This is a genomic window from Actinomycetota bacterium, from assembly GCA_016700055.1.
Lineage (GTDB): Bacteria > Actinomycetota > Acidimicrobiia > Acidimicrobiales > Ilumatobacteraceae > Kalu-18.
The window spans coordinates 238,018-253,069 of sequence record CP064997.1 but is presented as its reverse complement, the minus strand read 5'-3'; the positions used below and the strand labels follow the sequence as shown (position 1 = coordinate 253,069).

Below are 15,052 nucleotides of genomic sequence, written 5' to 3'. Positions count from 1 at the left end.
CGGCTCACGCTCGACGGCGCGCGAGAGCGCGCTCGTTCGTCGTGCGCATCGCGTACCAGACGACGAGCAGCGAGGCGGCTCCGAGGGCGATCCCGGCGAGAGCGTCGGTGGGGTAGTGCATGCCGCGGTACAGGCGCGAGACGGTGACGGCGAGGGGAGCGACGACGGCGAGGACGATGAACGGAATACGCACCGCGAGCGAGCGAGTGTGCCAGCAGACGACGATCGCCAGGCCTACGTAGAACGCCACCGAGGCCGCGATGTGCCCGCTCGGAAAGCTCGCCGTAGGAGCGGAGTCGATCTGTTCCACCGGCGGGCGCTCGCGACCGACGAGGGTGGCCGATGACACGAACGTCGTCACCTCGAGCAGCAGGGCGGCGACGATGAAGGCCCAGTCGTGCCACCGCCGGAAGAGCGCCAGGAAGATCGGTAGCAGTACCAGGCAGAGCACGACCTTCGTCATGGTGTCGGAGAGCATCGAGCCGTAGTCGCTCAGCGTGTCCCAGCGCTCGGTGCGGCGGTCGGCGAACCAACCGTTCACGTCGCCGTCGCTGCGCCCAAGGCGGGTGTCCTCCCACAGGTGAACGATCAGCAGTCCCACCCCGGTGAAAAGGGCGGTCATGACGACGTAGGCGCCGAGAACGACGCCGATCCCGCGCCGGTCGAAGGGAGAGACCTTCCACCACGGCCGGCCGTCGCGGACGTCGACCAGCGGATCGGGGTCGGCAGTGGGGGAATCGACGGGGGTGAGTTCTTCTTCGATGAGCACGGAGGGTCCTTTGCGGATCAGCAGGGAGGCCGGAGGCTGGCGATGATGGCGTCGGTGTCGAGGCCGGGGTCGGGGTACTGCTGGTCGAGGGCCGCCAACGTGTCGACGAGCATCGAGGCCACCGCCCAGTTGCGGTACCAGCGGTGGTCTGCCGGCAGCACGTGCCAGGGCGCTTCCTCGGTGGAAGTGCGTCCGATGACGGCGCCGCACGCGGCCTGGTACGCGGGCCACTGGGCGCGGGTCTCGATGTCGCTCGGCGAGAACTTCCACTGCTTGTCCGGCCGTTGCAGGCGGCGCAGGAACCGTTCGCGCTGCTCGTCGTAGGAGATGTGCAAGAACACCTTCAGCACGACCACATCGCGCTTGCGGAGCTGGCGCTCGAAGCGCAGGATCTCGCGCACCCGCTCGTCGACGGTCGGCGAGGCGCACCCCTCGGCCGCGGCGGGAACGATCGCGTCCTCGTAGTGGGAGCGGTCGAAGACGGTGACGTGGCCGCGCTCGGGCAGCTCACGGCGGATGCGTTCCAGGAACGGCTCACGCTGCTCCTTCGCTGTCGGCTCGACGAAGTTCGCCACACGCACGCCGACGGGGTTCAGCGCCGAGACCACGTGCTTGATCGTCCCGCTCTTGCCGCTTGCATCCAGCCCCTGCAACACCAGCAGCAGGGACTGATCGGCGTTGGCGATCAACCGCTCGTGCAGCTCGGCCAGCTCGGCGCGCAGCTCGACCAGTTCGCGCTCGGCCGCGCGCCGTGAGCCGATCCCGGGCGTGGCGCCCGTCGGGTGCCCGTCCAGGGTGACCCCGTCGCGCTGCAGCTCCACCCTCAACAGGTCGGTGACGCGCTCAGACATCTCGCACCGGCGCGTCGTCGACAGCGGTGTGCACCGACAGCGCACCCGGGCGAATGCCGAAGCTCAGCTCGTCGGCCGGCGGGCGGTCCTCGCCGTCGAGCTGGTAGGGGCGCGGCTTGGCCGTTCGCACCTCTACTGCCCGACCGGTTGCGCGATGGACGAGCTCGGGTCGCTGGGCGACGCCGCGGACCAGCCGCCACAGCACCGACGCCCACTCACGCGCGGTGCGGGCAGCGAGCACGGCGACGTCGAGTCGGCCGTCGTCGGGTTGCGCGTCCGGGAACACCTGAAGTCCGCCGGTCACCATTCCGCAGTTGCCGACCAGCACCATCGCCGTACGTCCGGTCCACACCTGCACTCCGTCGACGACCACGCTGGTCGTCACGAGTCGCGCAGGCAGGTGGCGGATGGCGGCGACCACGTAGGCGATGCTGCCGAAGCGCCGCTTCACCGATGGGTTCGCGTCGCGGATCATCAACGCGTCGAAGCCCGACCCGGCCATCACCGCGAACAGCTCGCCGTTCACTTCGCCGAGGTCGATCCGCCTGAGCGGGCCGCGCACGGCGTCCGGCACCGCGTCGAGTTCGTTGGCCAGCCCGAGGTTCGTGGCGAGCAGGTTCCCGGTGCCGAGCGGCACGATGCCAAGTGCCGTGTCGGTGCCCGACAGCGCTTCGAGGCATGCGCGCACGGTCCCGTCGCCGCCGCAGGCGATGACCGTCGTCGCCCCCGCCTCGACGGCGTCACGGCAGGCGCCTGCACCGGGGTCGTCCGCGGAGGTCTCGCTCCACTTGGCGCCGCCGACATGGTCCAGCGCCTCGCGCAGGTCGAGAGGTTCGATCGCGCTTCCGCTCGCCGGGTTGACGATCGCGACGACGAGGCCGGTTCCTGTGCTCATGACTCCTCCACCGCGGCGTGGCTCGGCTCCAACCGGTGCTCGGTGACGCGCTCGGCGGGCTCCCCGAGGCGTACCAGGCGGCCACCGAAGGCGAGCGAGGACACGAAGAACCAGGTCCAGCCGACGACGAGGCCGGCGATCACGTCGGTCAGCCAGTGGACGCCGAGCAGCACCCGACTCGCCGCCACGGCGACGGCGACGACACCGGCGACGACCGCGCCGGCGATGCGCTGACTGCGGCTGCCATGACGGGTGACGACCAGCGCGACGGCGGCCCAGCAGGCTGCCGCAGCGGCGGAGTGGCCGCTCGGGAACGAGGCGCCCCAGTGCTCGACGAACTGGCCCACGTCGGGACGTTCCCTGTCGACGAGCAGCTTCAGACCGTTGTTCAGCAGCACCACCCCGACGCCGACGGTGGCCAGGTAGCCGACGACCCCGAGATTCCGCCGGCGCCACCAGTCGGCGGCGGCCACGAGGCAGAGCATGACGGTGACGAACGCCGTGCCCCCCGCCTGGGTGATGGCGTCGAGGATGCGGATCGAGGTGTCGGTCGCATTCGTCGCACCCCACTCGGCGGCCCGCTCGTCGAACTGCGCGAAGCCACGCGCGCTGTCGATGGTCTCGAAGATCCAGCCGACGACGAGCGCCGCAACGAGCACGACCACGAACCCGACGGCAACGGTCGCCCCGCCCGCGACGCGCCGGTCGAGGTGTTCGAGAAGCGACCGCAGGCGCCGAGGAGCATGGCGCACCAGCCATCGCTCGGCCGCCTCGGGGTCGGTAGGGGCGCGGCCCGACCTGCGTGCGGCTGACCACCCGACGAGCAGCAGCGCGACGGCGAGGCCGACGAGCAAGACGGCGAGAACGGTCGGCATGTCAGCTCCGCAACCTCATGTGCCGGGCGACCACGAAGCAGTGCAGCCCGTACACGAGCAAACCGATACCGGCGAGGAGCACCACCCATCCCCCGACCCCGTTGGAGGCGACCTCGCGCAACGAGCGGTCGAATCCCCGGGCGTCGCTCGGGTCGGCCTTGACCGCGGCGACGACGAGGAACAGGCCGACGAGGAAGGTGACCGTCGCCCGGCCGAGCCAGCCGATGACACCAGAGGTCTCGATCAGGCGGTGCTCCACTTCGCCGCGCGGGAGGTCGAGGTCGTCGAGGAAGCTGCGCCGCAGGCCGGTGGAGGCGAAGTAGGCGGCGACGCCGACCACGACCAGACCGGCCAGGGCGACGAGCATTCGCCCGAAGGTGGACTCGAGCAGGGGTCGGGAGAGGTCCTCGACCATCGTCGAGCGGTCCAAGTCGTCGCCGGCGGCCGCCGCGCGGACCGCGGCCCACGCCAGCAGCAGGTAGAACGCGGCGCTGAATCCGTAGCCGATCCGTTCCAGCCAATCGTGCAGGCTGTTGCCTTGCTTGATGAGCACGGACAAGATCCTCCACGTGGAGTACAGCACGAGCCCCGCGGCCACGGCTAGTAGCAGCACCCGCCCAAACGGGCGTTCGAGCACGATCGACAGCGCGCCCTCGGGTGAAGCGTCCTCGTCGGTCGGCTCGTGGCGGGCGATCGTCACGGCGAGGAAGCCCATCAGCGTGTAGACGACGCCCTTCGCGAGCCAGCCCCAGCGTGTGAGACGCTCCACCCAGGGGTGTTCGCGGTGAAGCTCCGCTGCTTGATCGGCGACCGTGCTCGACATCGGCTGCGTCGTATCCAGCGCCGTCGCGCCACAAACATCGCGTGCGCGGTCGCTACCGACTACAACGTGACATGTGAAGCAGCACCGGACTCCAGATGTCGACGGCGAGGGACGTGACGGCGACGTATCCGCGACCCCGGAGAAGCCGAAAAAGGCGGGGCGCAAGTCCAAGGACAAGGACCGCGCGGAGGACGACTCGGACGCCGTCTTGCCCGAATCCATCCGTGACATGGAATCCGCCTCGGCGTACGCCCAAAGGATGAAGCGCGCCAGTTACGAAACCGAGCTGGAGCTGTTGCAGATCGAGATGCTGAAGATGCAGCGCTGGGTGAAGGAGACGAACCAGCGGGTGGTCATCTTGTTCGAGGGCCGAGACGCGGCGGGCAAGGGCGGTTCGATCCGGCGCTTCACCGAGAACCTGAACCCCCGCGGTGCCCGCACGGTGGCGCTCGCCAAGCCGAGCGAGATCGAGACGACGCAGTGGTACTTCCAGCGTTACGTCGCGAACCTGCCGTCGGGCGGGGAGATCGTGTTCTTCGACCGGTCCTGGTACAACCGCGCCGGGGTCGAGATCGTGATGGGGTTCTGCACCCCGCACGAGCACGCCGAGTTCTTCCGGCAGGCGCCGATGTTCGAAGAGAGCCTCGTGCAGTCGGGCATTCGGCTGTTCAAGCTGTGGTTCACCGTGTCCGAGGTGGAGCAGCGCAAGCGCTTCGAGGATCGCCTGACGGACCCGCTCCGCCAATGGAAGATCTCACCGATCGACGAGGCGTCGATGGGCAGGTACGGCGAGTACAGCCGCGCCCGTGACGAGATGCTCTTCTACACCGACCGCCCGGTGTCGCCGTGGGTGCTCGTCAACTCGAACGAGAAGCGCCGCTCGCGCCTCGAGTCGATGCGCCACGTGCTCCACTCGTTGCCCTACCTGTACAAGGACCCCGAGGTGGCCAGGGTGGCGGACCCGTACGTGGTCCAGCCGGCGAGCTCGATGGCCCTGGTGCCCGAGATCCACCGACCCTTCGAGAGCGGCTGACGGCGGCCGGCCGCATGGAATCCGACGACGCAGAGGTCGGCGGGCCGCCCTTGACGGCGCTCGGCAGCGCCATCGGGGGGCGAGCGCGAGGCGCAGGCGGCTGGGCACGCTCCTGGATCACGCGCGAGCCGACGGCGGAGCAGTTCGAGGCCGTCGAAGAGCTGTTCCCCGTGGGCGCGGCCGCCAGGGACTACCTCTTCCGCTTCGCCGCGCTGATCGTGCTGTCGGCCTCCATCGCCGCGTTCGGCCTGATCGCCGACTCGGCAGCGGTAGTGATCGGAGCGATGCTCGTGGCGCCGCTGATGACCCCGATCACGGCGGCGGCTGCCGCCACGGCGACGGCGCGCAACGATCGTCTGGTGCGCTCGATCCTCGTGATCGCACTCGGAGTCGTGCTCGCGGTCGCCGTCGGCTGGGCGGTGGGGAAGATCGCCGCCGGCGGCACGGTCGGACCCACCCAGATGCCGAGGGAGATCCGCTCGCGGACGTATCCCAACCTGCTCGACCTGGGCATCGCCATCTCCGCCGGGGCAGCGGCCGGCTACATCTTGCCGCGGCGATCGGCGACGTCCGCGTTGCCCGGCGTCGGCATCGCCGTCGCCCTCGTACCGCCGCTCGCGACGGTCGGGATCACCGCGGAAGCCGGCCTGCGGACCGAGGCCCGCAACGCGATGCTGCTGTTTCTCACGAACCTCGCCGCGATCGTGTTCGCGGCGACGGTGGCCCTGCTGCTGACCGGCTTTCGCCCCGGGCGCGACGCGGGCAAGCGCGCGCTGTCGCTGCGCATCGCGCTGACCGTTCTGGCGGTGATCGCGGTCACCGTCCCCCTGGCGGTCCACACCGCCTCGATCCTGCGCGAGAACAGCCTGCGCAGCGCGGTGACCGCCGCCGTCAGCAGTTGGGACCCGACGGTGAGGATCCTCGATCTCGACGTGTCCATCTCCGGTGACGTCGGCAACATCGACCTGCTCGTCGCCGGCCAGGACCCGACGCAACGGGCCTGGCGGCTGGCGGAGGAGATCCGCGACCGCTTCGGCCAACCGGTCGAGCTGCGCATGCAGTACCAGGAGGACCAGCTGTTCATCGTGAGCGTCCGATGAGGCGGGCCGTCGCTGTGGGCTGCGTGCTCGGGGCACTCGCCGCCGCGTCGTGTTCGGGCGACGACGGCGCGCAGCGTGAGCAGGTGGAGATCTTCGGGTCGTACAGGGGCCGCGATGCCGACCTGTTCGTGGAGTCGTTGCGTGCGGTCCCGACGTTGCGCGACGTCGAGATCCGGTACACGGGCAGCCGCGACTTCGTCGCCGATCTGCGGTCGAGGGTGCTCGACGACGCCGATCTGCCGGACATCGCGATGGTCGCCCAGCCCGGAGTGGTCCGCGAGCTCGTCGACGCCGGCACGGTGGAGCCGCTCGGAACGTCGACGATCGCGGCGCTCGACGAGCACTACACCGAGGAGGCCCGCGCCCTCGGCCAGGTGGAGGGTGAGCAGCTCGGCGTGCCTTACCGGCTGACGGCGAAGAGCCTGGTGTGGTACCGCCCGAGCGTGTTCGCCGCCCACGGTTGGACGGTCCCGACCACTTGGGCGGAGCTGGTCACGCTCGTCGAGGACATCGACGCCACCGAGGACATCGCCCCCTGGTGCTTCGCGATCCAGGCCGGCACCGCCACCGGCTGGGCGGCGACCGACTGGGTCGAAGACATCGTGCTCGTCCGGGAAGGCCCCGAGGTGTACGACCGGTGGGTGGACGGCGAGGTGCCCTTTGCCGATGCCGACATCGAAGATGCCTTCGACACGTTCCAAGCGCTGGTGCTGTCGAGCGGCCGGTCGGCGGGCGGGCGGGAGACGATCCTGCAGACCCCGGTCGACAAGGTCGCGAAGTGGCTCGTCGAAGATCCGCCCACCTGCGCGCTGTACAAGCAGGCCGACTTCGCCCTCGGCTGGTTCCCCGACGGCACCTCGATCGGCCCGGAAGCCGACGTGGCCTGGTTCGTCCTGCCCGGCGTCGAGCCCGACCACACGTCGGTCGTGGTCGGCGGAGACGTCGCGGTGGCCTTCGATGGTCGCGCCGCGGTCGAGGCGGTGATGACGGTGCTCGCCTCGCCCGAGGGTTCAGCCGCCTGGCGGCGCTCCAGCCCCTTCGTCAGCCCGCTCGAGTCGGTGTTGGCCGAGCAGACGCCGGGCCCGATTGCAGAGATCGCTGCCGCCGTGGCCGCGGCCGACGTGGTGCGGTTCGACGCGTCGGACTCGATGCCGGCCGCGGTCGGCACGACGCCCTACTGGGAGGCGATCACGCGCTGGATCGCGGGCTCGATCGACTTCCAGCGCCTCGCCGAAGACCTCGACACCCGCCGCTCGTCGATCCCCACCCTCGATTCTCGGTCGGATCCGTGACACATAGCGCGACGGATCCGACCGAGAATGAAGGGAATACGTCGGGGAGGGGGGATTTGAACCCCCGACCTCCTGCACCCAAAGCAGGTGCGCTTCCGCTGCGCCACTCCCCGTAGGCGTCGAGGCTAGCGCCGGGCCGCGGCGGGAGCCCTCGGTGGCCGCGTCGCCTTCGTCGCCCGGGTCGACTTGGTGGCCCTTGCCGGCGCCTTCTTCGCCGGCGCCTTCTTTGCCGCCGCCTTCTTCACCGCTGGCTTCGCCGGCTTGGCACGAGGTGGCGCGGTCGGCGCAGCCGAGCCTGCTGCTGCTGCTGCGGCGGCGGCGGCGAGCAGTTCGGCCATTCCGGCGGTGATGCCGTCGGCGAGCACGTCGACGTCGGGCATCGTGTCCCAGTCGCCGGTGATGCCGAAGGCCAGCTTGCGGTTGTAGGAGAGGATGGCCACCCCGACGCGGATGCTGGCCGCGATCGGTACGAAGGGGTAGTACTCGAGCATCTCGCGCCCGCACGCGTAGATCGGGTACTGCGGCCCGGGCACGTTGGTGGTGACGGTGTTGACGCTGCGCTGGGGTGCTCGATGCAGCACCACGGCTGCGGTGCGCAGGCCGAGGTTCAAGAGCACGGGGGGCGCGAACTCGGCGAGGTCGGTGAGCGCGGAGGCGGCGACGGCCTGGTGGGATTCCTTCAACCCCTGCATCTGCGAGCGGATCGAGGCCAGCGCCTCGACGGGATCGACGATCCCGACGGGAAGCTCGGCGATGAGCCCCGAGACCTGGTTGTTCAAGGAGCGGTCGCCACGCGCCCGTACGGACACCGGGACGAGGGTGCGCACGACCTGATCGTCGACGGGATCGCCGCGTTCGAGGAGGAGCTGACGAAAGCCGTGGGTGATCGCGGCCAGCACGACGTCGTTGACGGTGCCGCCGAACACCGACTTCACGGCGCGCACCTCGTCGAGCGTGGTGTTTGCCCAGGCCCACCGGCGATGCGGCCCGATCGGGCCGTCGATCGAGAGCGGCGTGTTCGGGCGCAGGCGCGAACCCATCGCCCGCGCACCCTGCAACAGCTCGGACAGCTCGCCGGCGATGCGCCGCGGGTGCCGTGTCGCCGAGCGGACCCATCGCCCCACCTCGGCCGGGCTGACCATGGTCTCGCGCATCGCGTCGCGCACGAGATCGCCGCCGGTGGGCATCGGGTCCGGCGACCAGCTCTGCGGCTCGAGCAGGGCCGCGTCGCGGTCGGCGTCGAGGATCAGCGCCATCAGGTCGGTGCCGGACACACCGTCGACCATGCAGTGGTGCACCTTGGAGATGAGCGCCCACGTGCCGTCGGCGAGGCCCTCCACCATCCACGCCTCCCAGAGAGGGCGGTTGCGGTCGAGCTGCTGGGACATCAGGCGGCCCATCAGGTTGCGCAGCGCCTCGGCGTCACCGGGCGGGGGGAGCGCGCTGTGGCGGACGTGGTAGTCGATCCGGAAGTGAGGATCGTCCACCCACACGGGCCGCCCGAGGCTGCCCGGCACGGTGCGCACCACCTGGCGGTAGCGGGGGACGAGATGCAGCTTGCCCTCGAACAGCTCGACGAGGTCCTCGTACGGCGGCGGCGGGCCCTCCATGATCGCGCAGGACGCGATGTGCATGTGGACCACGCCGTCCTCCAGGTGGAGGAAGGTGGCGTCGAGCGGGCTCATCCGTTCCATTGCAGACCCCCTGAGTCGCCGACCATCCTCGCACCCCCGAGGGGGTGACCGTTAAGGCGTGACGACGAGTGCTGTGGCCATGCCGAAGATGCCGTCTGGCCCTTCGGCGTGGCTGAGGATGTGACAGTGCCAGGCCCATACACCCTGGTCGACCGCCTTGTAGAGCACGGTGTAGCGCTCGCCCGGGCCGACCCAGATGGTGTCGGCCGGCATCGGGTCGATCAGCGGCTCGCCGTCCTTCGCGATGATCCAACCCATCGGCTGGTGCAGGTGCATCGGGTGACCCTGCAGGCCCTCGTTCTGATAGTGGACCATCATCACCTCGCCGAGGCGCATCGTGTACGGCTGGGTGGCGGGGAAGCTCTTGCCGTTCAGCGAGAGGCCGATGGCGCCGGAGTCGTTCAGCACCATCTGAATTTCCTTCGTCACGTTGTCGTAGCCGTCGGCCTTCAGCACGTCCTGGATGGGCATCTCACCGACCATGAACGCCCCGAACAGGCCGTCGGGGATCTGGATCTGCGCGTCGTGGTGCGGGTGGTAGATGCCGACGGCCGGCTCGAGCAGCTCGAACTCGTAGACGTGAGTCTCGCCGGGCCTCGTCGGATCCTCGGTGTACGGGTCGACGCCGTCCATGTTGTTCGGCACGCGGATGCCGTGGAAGTGGATGTTCGTCGATTCGTTCAGGTTGTTGACGAGCTCGATCTTCACCTTGTCGCCGACGTCGACGCGGATCTCCGGGCCGGGGATCATGCCGTTGTAAGCCTTGGCGGTGACGATCTTGCCCGGCTCGACCTCCCACTCGACCTCTTCGGCGACGAGGCGGAACACCTTGGTGCCGTCAGCTTCGATCTCGGGCTCCATCGGCTGGTTGCCCGGTCCGCCGATCGTCTCCGCGGGGAAGGCCTTGCCGCGGGCCTCCATCGCGTAGTCCATCTCCTGCCAGTTGTCGTAGCCGTCGTGCAGCGCGCCCTCTTCGTCGTCTTCACCCGCGCTTGCGCCCTCGGAGACCGACAAGGTGCCGGTCATGCCCGCGCCGGCATGGCCCGCGATCTCACAGAGCATCGACCATTCGCCGACGGCGACGGTGCCGAGGTCGAGGGTCTCGACGTCGCCCGGCTGCATGTCGGCGGTGATCTTGCCGAGGTCGGGGAACGACACGTTGTGCACCGCAGTGCCGACGTTCGAGATCCGCAACTGGATCGGCCCGGGTGGAGCCACGAGTGTGGAGGGGCTGATCGCGAACTCGGACAGCTCGACGTCGATGACCGTCGGGACGCCGCCGCCGCCCTCGGGTGCCGCCGCTTCGGAGTCGTCGCTTTGGATCAGGCCGAAGATGGCAACGAGCAGTGCGGCGATCGCGACGCCGAACGCGCCCCAGCCCAAGACAGATCGGTCCTCACGGTTCATGGCAGGGACGCTGCCCGGTAAGCGGTGCCGCCCGTAGGGTCGCTTCGACACTCAGACACGGGACTTTGGTCCTGTCGCGCGGCCGGCTCGGCAGCGGTCAGCGGGAGATCAACGGGAGAGAGGCACGTGCCAGTGCATCTCCGTGCCGCCACCCGTCGCCCGCCCGATGCGGCACGTGCCGTCCAGCAGCTCGGCGCGCGCCGCCAGGTTGCGCAGGCCGTTGCCGGCGCTCATCTGGAAGCTCTCCGGTAGGCCGACGCCGTTGTCGCGCACGGACAGCTCGAGCAGTTCGTCGGTGGCCAGGAGCTCGACGAGGGTCTCGGAGGCGTGGGCATGGCGGGCGACGTTGCCGAGCGCCTCGCGCAGGCTGGCCACCAGCTCGATGCGGATCTCGGGCGAGGCCATGGACTCGACCGGGCCGTTGATCACGAGGCGCGGGGTGAACCCGAGCACTCGCGCGGCCTGGGCGATGACCGCCCCGATCTCGTGGCCGAGGGACCCCTCGCGCTGGGCGGAGCCGAGCGTGAACACCGTGGTGCGGATCTCGCGGATGATGCGGTCGATCTCGTCGACGGCGCCCTCCAGGCGGTGGCCGACCTCGGGCGAGGCGCGCATGCCGAGCGCCTGCAACTCGAGGCCGAGGCCGAACAGGCGCTGGAGCACGGTGTCGTGCAGGTCACGGGCGATGCGCTCGCGCTCGCCGGCCATGGCCAGCATCTCGCCGGCGCTGCGCAGCCGGTCGGCAGCTTCGAGGCGCTCGGTGATGTCACGCACGGAGGCGAGCGTGAGCGTGCCTTCCGGGCTCGCCACCGGGGACAGGCTGATCTCCACGGCCACGCTGGTGCCGTCCTTGCGCCGCGCCGACAGCCGGATGCCGCGACCCATCGGGCGCGTCCTCGGCGACCTGGCGAACTGCTCGCGGTGGCTCACGTGGTCGATCTGGTGGCCGTCGGGCACGAGGACCTCGACGAACTGGCCGACCAGCTCACGGTCGGAATAGCCGGTGATCTCGCACAGCGCGCTGTTGACGTAGAGGATGTGGCCGGCGTCGTCGGAGATCAGCAATCCGTCCGGAGTGCCCTGCACGACCTCGCGCAGGACGCGGTCGTCGATGCTCGGAGTCGACGACGGCGATGCCACGCGGCCAGTGTACGGACGAAGGTCCCGTGACAGCGGACGCGGCGCAGGGCACACTGTTCGCCATGTCCGACGCGCCCACCGACGCCAACGAGGCCCGCGCCGACGGTCCGATCACTGTTTTCCTCGTAGACGACCACGAGGTCGTCCGCCAGGGGGTGCGCGCGCTGCTCGAGTCGACGGGGCAGATCCAGGTGGTGGGCGAAGCAGGATCGGCCGAGGAGGCGGTGGGCAGGATCCGGGCGGTACGCCCCCACGTCGCCGTGCTCGACGTCCGCCTGCCCGACGGCAACGGGGTGGAGGTCTGCCGCGAGGTGCGCAGCTCGATGCCCGAGGTCGCCTGCTTGATGCTCACGTCGTACAGCGACGACGAGGCGCTGTTCGAGGCGATCATGGCCGGCGCCGCGGGATACGTGTTGAAGCAGATCCGGGGCAACGAGCTGGTCCGGGCGGTGCAGCGCGTCGCGTCGGGTGAATCGCTGCTCGACCCGGCCGTCACCGGACGGGTGCTGAAGCGCCTGCGCGAGCCCTCGGCCGAGGACGAGCGCCTCGCCCGCCTGACCGAGCAGGAACGACGGATCCTCGACCTCATCGCCGAGGGCTGCACCAACCGCCAGATCGGCCAGCAGCTCCACCTCGCGGAGAAGACGGTCAAGAACTACGTCAGCAACATGCTGACCAAGCTCGGCATGGAGCGCCGCACCGAAGCGGCGGTCTTCGCGACCAAGCTCGAAGCGGCGAAGGCGGCCAAGCGCGCGGAGTGATCTCCGCGGCCGCTACCGGCTGGAGCGCCGAGCTGCCTTGCGGAGGCGCTTGGCGGCGCGCCCGGTCGGGCGGAGCTGGCGTCCGTCGAGGTCGCCGATCTCGGCGCCGTTCGCGAACAGCACCCGGTAACGCTGCCAGTTGAAGCCGTTGGCCAAGATGACCTTGCCCTCGGTGCCCTCCGGCACGCCGTCGAGCTCCACCGTGGTAGCCACCTTGTCGCCGAGGCGCAGGTCGAGCTGGTCGGGGTGCGGCCGGGCCAGCGAGTGCGGCTTCCACATCGGCATGGTCGCCATTGTGGCCGATCCGGCGCGCCGCGAGCACGTCCGCGTGGCCCGCGCGGGCGCGCCGATACACTCCCCGGCCTGTGAAGAGCACGATCGAGCCCCTCGAGGGGAACAAGGTGAAGCTGTCCGTCGAGGTGGACGAGTCGGAGTTCGATCGCGACATCGACGCCGCGTTCCGGGCCATCGCGCGTGAGGTCCGCCTGCCCGGCTTCCGGGCCGGGAAGGCGCCGCGCAAGGTGCTCGAGGCCCGCATCGGCCTCGGAGCGGCCCGCGAGCAAGCGTTGCGAGAGGCGATCCCGCAGTACCTGGCGAAGGCAGTACGTGAGCACGATGTCGACCTCGTCGCCCGTCCCGACGTCGAGATCACCGAAGGGGAGGCAGAGGGTGCCGTCGCCTTCGACGCCACTTGTGAGGTGCGCCCCGAGGTCACCGTGGCCGGCTACGGAGGCCTGCGGGTCGAGCTGACCTCGCCGGTGCCGACCGACGAAGAGGTGCAAGAGGCCGTCGACGCCGAGCGTCGCCGCCACGGCAAGCTCACCGACGTCGAGCGCCCCGCGGCGAGCGGGGACTTCCTCACCCTCGACCTGTCCGGCACTCGCGACGGTGAGCCGGTGGTCGGGCTGGAGACGCAGGACTGGCTGTACGAGATCGGCCGCGGTTGGGTGGCCGCTGGTTTCGACGACGAGCTGACCGGCGCCGGCGCCGGTGACGAGCTGTCGTTCACGCTGACGCCGAACGGCACCGACGACCCGGCCGACTTCGAGGTGACGGTGCAGTCGGTGCAAGAGCTCGTGCTGGCCGACGTCGACGACGCCTGGGTGGGCGAGAACATCGGCGAGTTCGAAACCGTCGAGCAGTGGACGGCGGCGCTGCGTGAGCGCATCGCCCAGATGAAGCTCGGCAGGACGCGCAACGAACTGCTCGAGCGCACCACCGACGAGTTGAGCAAGCTCGTCGACATCGAACCCCCGGAGTCGATGGTGCAGTCCGATCTGCAGGACCGGGTGCAGAACACCGTGCAGCGCCTGCAGGCGCAGGGGATCGCGATCGACGACTGGCTGGGCGCGATGGGCCAGGACTCGGCCGGGTTCGTCGAGAGCCTGAAGGCCGACAGCGTGAAGGCGGTGAAGGTCGATCTCGCCCTGCGGGCGGTGGCCACCGCAGAGAACCTCGACGCGAACGACGACGACCTCGACGCCGAGTTCGCCCGGATCGCGGTGCGGGTGCGCCAGAAGCCGGCGCAGGTGCGCAAGGCTTACGAACGCAACGACGCGGTCAACGACCTCGTCGCCCAGCTGCGCAAGTCCAAGGCGCTCGACTGGCTGCTGCACAACGTCGAGCTGGTCGACGCCGACGGCAACGAGCTCGACCGAGACCTGGTGCTCGGCCACGACCACGACGATCACGACCATCACGACCACGACCACGATCACGACCACGATCACCACCACGATCACGACCACGACCACCACGACTCGGAGCCCGGAGCATGAGCAACCTCGACGCCGTCAACTACCTGGTCCCGAACGTGGTCGAGCAGACCAGCAGGGGAGAGCGCGCCTACGACCTGTACAGCCGGCTGCTCAAGGAGAACATCATCTTCTTGCAGACCCCGATCGACGACCAGATCGCGAGCCTCATCTGCGCCCAGCTCATCCACCTGGAGAGCGAGAACCCGGACAAGGACATCAACATCTACATCAACAGCCCCGGTGGTGACATCACCGCGCTGTTCGCGATCTACGACACGATGCAGTTCATCCGCAACGACATCGCCACCATCTGCCTCGGCCAGGCGGCCTCGGCGGCAGCGGTGCTGCTCGCCGCGGGCACCAAGGGCAAGCGTCTCGCCCTGCCTCACAGCCGGGTGCTGCTGCACCAGCCGTACGGCCAGGTGGGCTACGGGCAGGTGACCGATCTCGAGCTCGCCGCCAAGGAGATCCTGCGGATGCGCGACATCCTGGAAGAGATCATGGCCTTCCACACGGGTCAGCCGATCGAGCGGATCCACGCCGACACCGACCGCGACTTCGTGATGGAAGCAGGAGAGGCCCTCGCGTATGGCATCATCGACGATGTGATCGAATCCCGGACAGCGGTAGACCGCACCGGGCCGATTCGCTGAGA

15 protein-coding genes and 1 tRNA gene are annotated in these 15,052 nt (G+C 69.7%); 6 read left to right on the top strand and 10 right to left on the bottom strand.

Translation table 11 applies throughout. The features are described 5' to 3' along the window. Window positions 1-4: 4 nt before the first annotated feature. Genes IPM43_01250 through IPM43_01230 form a run of 5 tightly spaced genes read right to left on the bottom strand, consistent with a single transcriptional unit; the run spans window position 5 to window position 4,213 of the window. On the bottom strand, window positions 5-769 hold the full coding sequence (locus IPM43_01250; GenBank protein QQS25048.1) for a phosphatase PAP2 family protein: 765 nt from the start codon (window positions 767-769) through the stop codon (window positions 5-7). Window positions 770-786: 17 nt separating this feature from the next. After that, on the bottom strand, window positions 787-1,620 hold the full coding sequence (locus tag IPM43_01245) for a polyphosphate kinase 2 family protein (GenBank protein ID QQS25047.1): 834 nt from the start codon (window positions 1,618-1,620) through the stop codon (window positions 787-789). Then, a complete protein-coding gene (locus IPM43_01240) occupies window positions 1,613-2,515 on the bottom strand; it encodes a diacylglycerol kinase family lipid kinase (protein QQS25046.1) in 903 nt (300 codons plus the stop codon). The genes IPM43_01245 and IPM43_01240 overlap by 8 nt, the downstream gene beginning before the upstream one ends. Beyond that, entirely contained in the window at window positions 2,512-3,390 is an 879-nt protein-coding gene (locus tag IPM43_01235) for a phosphatase PAP2 family protein (protein QQS25045.1), read from the bottom strand. The genes IPM43_01240 and IPM43_01235 overlap by 4 nt, the downstream gene beginning before the upstream one ends. A 1-nt stretch (window position 3,391) precedes the next feature. After that, the gene (locus tag IPM43_01230; GenBank protein QQS25044.1) at window positions 3,392-4,213 is read right to left on the bottom strand and encodes a DUF1206 domain-containing protein; all 822 of its coding nucleotides are present in this window, start codon (window positions 4,211-4,213) and stop codon (window positions 3,392-3,394) included. Between the two features lie 229 nt (window positions 4,214-4,442). Between IPM43_01230 and ppk2 the strand changes: the two genes are divergently transcribed. The 3 genes from ppk2 to IPM43_01215 are packed head-to-tail and all read left to right on the top strand — an operon-like array spanning window position 4,443 to window position 7,638. Then, window positions 4,443-5,246, top strand: a complete 804-nt coding sequence (gene ppk2, locus IPM43_01225; GenBank protein QQS26286.1) for a polyphosphate kinase 2 — start codon at window positions 4,443-4,445, stop codon at window positions 5,244-5,246. Window positions 5,247-5,260: 14 nt separating this feature from the next. Further along, a complete protein-coding gene (locus IPM43_01220; protein QQS25043.1) occupies window positions 5,261-6,346 on the top strand; it encodes a DUF389 domain-containing protein in 1,086 nt (361 codons plus the stop codon). After that, entirely contained in the window at window positions 6,343-7,638 is a 1,296-nt protein-coding gene (locus tag IPM43_01215) for an extracellular solute-binding protein (protein ID QQS25042.1), read from the top strand. Before IPM43_01220 ends, IPM43_01215 begins: the two co-directional genes overlap by 4 nt. A 41-nt stretch (window positions 7,639-7,679) precedes the next feature. Here IPM43_01215 and IPM43_01210 read toward each other — a convergent pair. The 4 genes from IPM43_01210 to IPM43_01195 all read right to left on the bottom strand — a co-directional run bounded on the left by IPM43_01210 (window position 7,680) and on the right by IPM43_01195 (window position 11,879). Next, window positions 7,680-7,751 (bottom strand) — tRNA-Pro (locus IPM43_01210). A gap of 12 nt (window positions 7,752-7,763) precedes the next feature. Beyond that, window positions 7,764-9,332, bottom strand: coding sequence for a wax ester/triacylglycerol synthase family O-acyltransferase (locus tag IPM43_01205; GenBank protein ID QQS25041.1), 1,569 nt, complete (start codon window positions 9,330-9,332; stop codon window positions 7,764-7,766). Between the two features lie 51 nt (window positions 9,333-9,383). Further along, window positions 9,384-10,739: a multicopper oxidase domain-containing protein gene (locus IPM43_01200; protein QQS25040.1), complete on the bottom strand. Its 1,356-nt coding sequence runs from the start codon at window positions 10,737-10,739 to the stop codon at window positions 9,384-9,386. A gap of 108 nt (window positions 10,740-10,847) precedes the next feature. After that, the gene (locus IPM43_01195) at window positions 10,848-11,879 is read right to left on the bottom strand and encodes a PAS domain S-box protein (protein QQS25039.1); all 1,032 of its coding nucleotides are present in this window, start codon (window positions 11,877-11,879) and stop codon (window positions 10,848-10,850) included. Window positions 11,880-11,941: 62 nt separating this feature from the next. Between IPM43_01195 and IPM43_01190 the strand changes: the two genes are divergently transcribed. Further along, window positions 11,942-12,640, top strand: a complete 699-nt coding sequence (locus IPM43_01190; GenBank protein QQS25038.1) for a response regulator transcription factor — start codon at window positions 11,942-11,944, stop codon at window positions 12,638-12,640. 12 nt (window positions 12,641-12,652) lie between these two features. Here IPM43_01190 and IPM43_01185 read toward each other — a convergent pair whose 3' ends face one another. Next, on the bottom strand, window positions 12,653-12,925 hold the full coding sequence (locus IPM43_01185; GenBank protein QQS25037.1) for a hypothetical protein: 273 nt from the start codon (window positions 12,923-12,925) through the stop codon (window positions 12,653-12,655). 80 nt (window positions 12,926-13,005) lie between these two features. Here IPM43_01185 and tig point away from each other — a divergent pair, with 80 nt between their 5' ends. Then, window positions 13,006-14,418, top strand: coding sequence for a trigger factor (gene tig, locus IPM43_01180; GenBank protein QQS25036.1), 1,413 nt, complete (start codon window positions 13,006-13,008; stop codon window positions 14,416-14,418). Beyond that, a complete protein-coding gene (locus IPM43_01175) occupies window positions 14,415-15,050 on the top strand; it encodes an ATP-dependent Clp protease proteolytic subunit (protein ID QQS25035.1) in 636 nt (211 codons plus the stop codon). Before tig ends, IPM43_01175 begins: the two co-directional genes overlap by 4 nt. The last annotated feature ends 2 nt before the right edge of the window (window positions 15,051-15,052 follow it).

Excerpts from the sequence above, each read along its gene's own strand:
- IPM43_01245 (QQS25047.1), bottom strand. The coding sequence starts at position 1,620 with ATGTCTGAGCGCGTCACCGACCTGTTGAGGGTGGAGCTGCAGCGCGAC.
- IPM43_01240 (QQS25046.1), bottom strand. The coding sequence starts at position 2,515 with ATGAGCACAGGAACCGGCCTCGTCGTCGCGATCGTCAACCCGGCGAGC.
- IPM43_01235 (QQS25045.1), bottom strand. The coding sequence starts at position 3,390 with ATGCCGACCGTTCTCGCCGTCTTGCTCGTCGGCCTCGCCGTCGCGCTG.
- IPM43_01230 (QQS25044.1), bottom strand. The coding sequence starts at position 4,213 with ATGTCGAGCACGGTCGCCGATCAAGCAGCGGAGCTTCACCGCGAACAC.
- ppk2 (QQS26286.1), top strand. The coding sequence starts at position 4,443 with ATGGAATCCGCCTCGGCGTACGCCCAAAGGATGAAGCGCGCCAGTTAC.
- IPM43_01220 (QQS25043.1), top strand. The coding sequence starts at position 5,261 with ATGGAATCCGACGACGCAGAGGTCGGCGGGCCGCCCTTGACGGCGCTC.
- IPM43_01215 (QQS25042.1), top strand. The coding sequence starts at position 6,343 with ATGAGGCGGGCCGTCGCTGTGGGCTGCGTGCTCGGGGCACTCGCCGCC.
- IPM43_01205 (QQS25041.1), bottom strand. The coding sequence starts at position 9,332 with ATGGAACGGATGAGCCCGCTCGACGCCACCTTCCTCCACCTGGAGGAC.
- IPM43_01200 (QQS25040.1), bottom strand. The coding sequence starts at position 10,739 with ATGAACCGTGAGGACCGATCTGTCTTGGGCTGGGGCGCGTTCGGCGTC.
- IPM43_01190 (QQS25038.1), top strand. The coding sequence starts at position 11,942 with ATGTCCGACGCGCCCACCGACGCCAACGAGGCCCGCGCCGACGGTCCG.
- IPM43_01185 (QQS25037.1), bottom strand. The coding sequence starts at position 12,925 with ATGCCGATGTGGAAGCCGCACTCGCTGGCCCGGCCGCACCCCGACCAG.
- IPM43_01175 (QQS25035.1), top strand. The coding sequence starts at position 14,415 with ATGAGCAACCTCGACGCCGTCAACTACCTGGTCCCGAACGTGGTCGAG.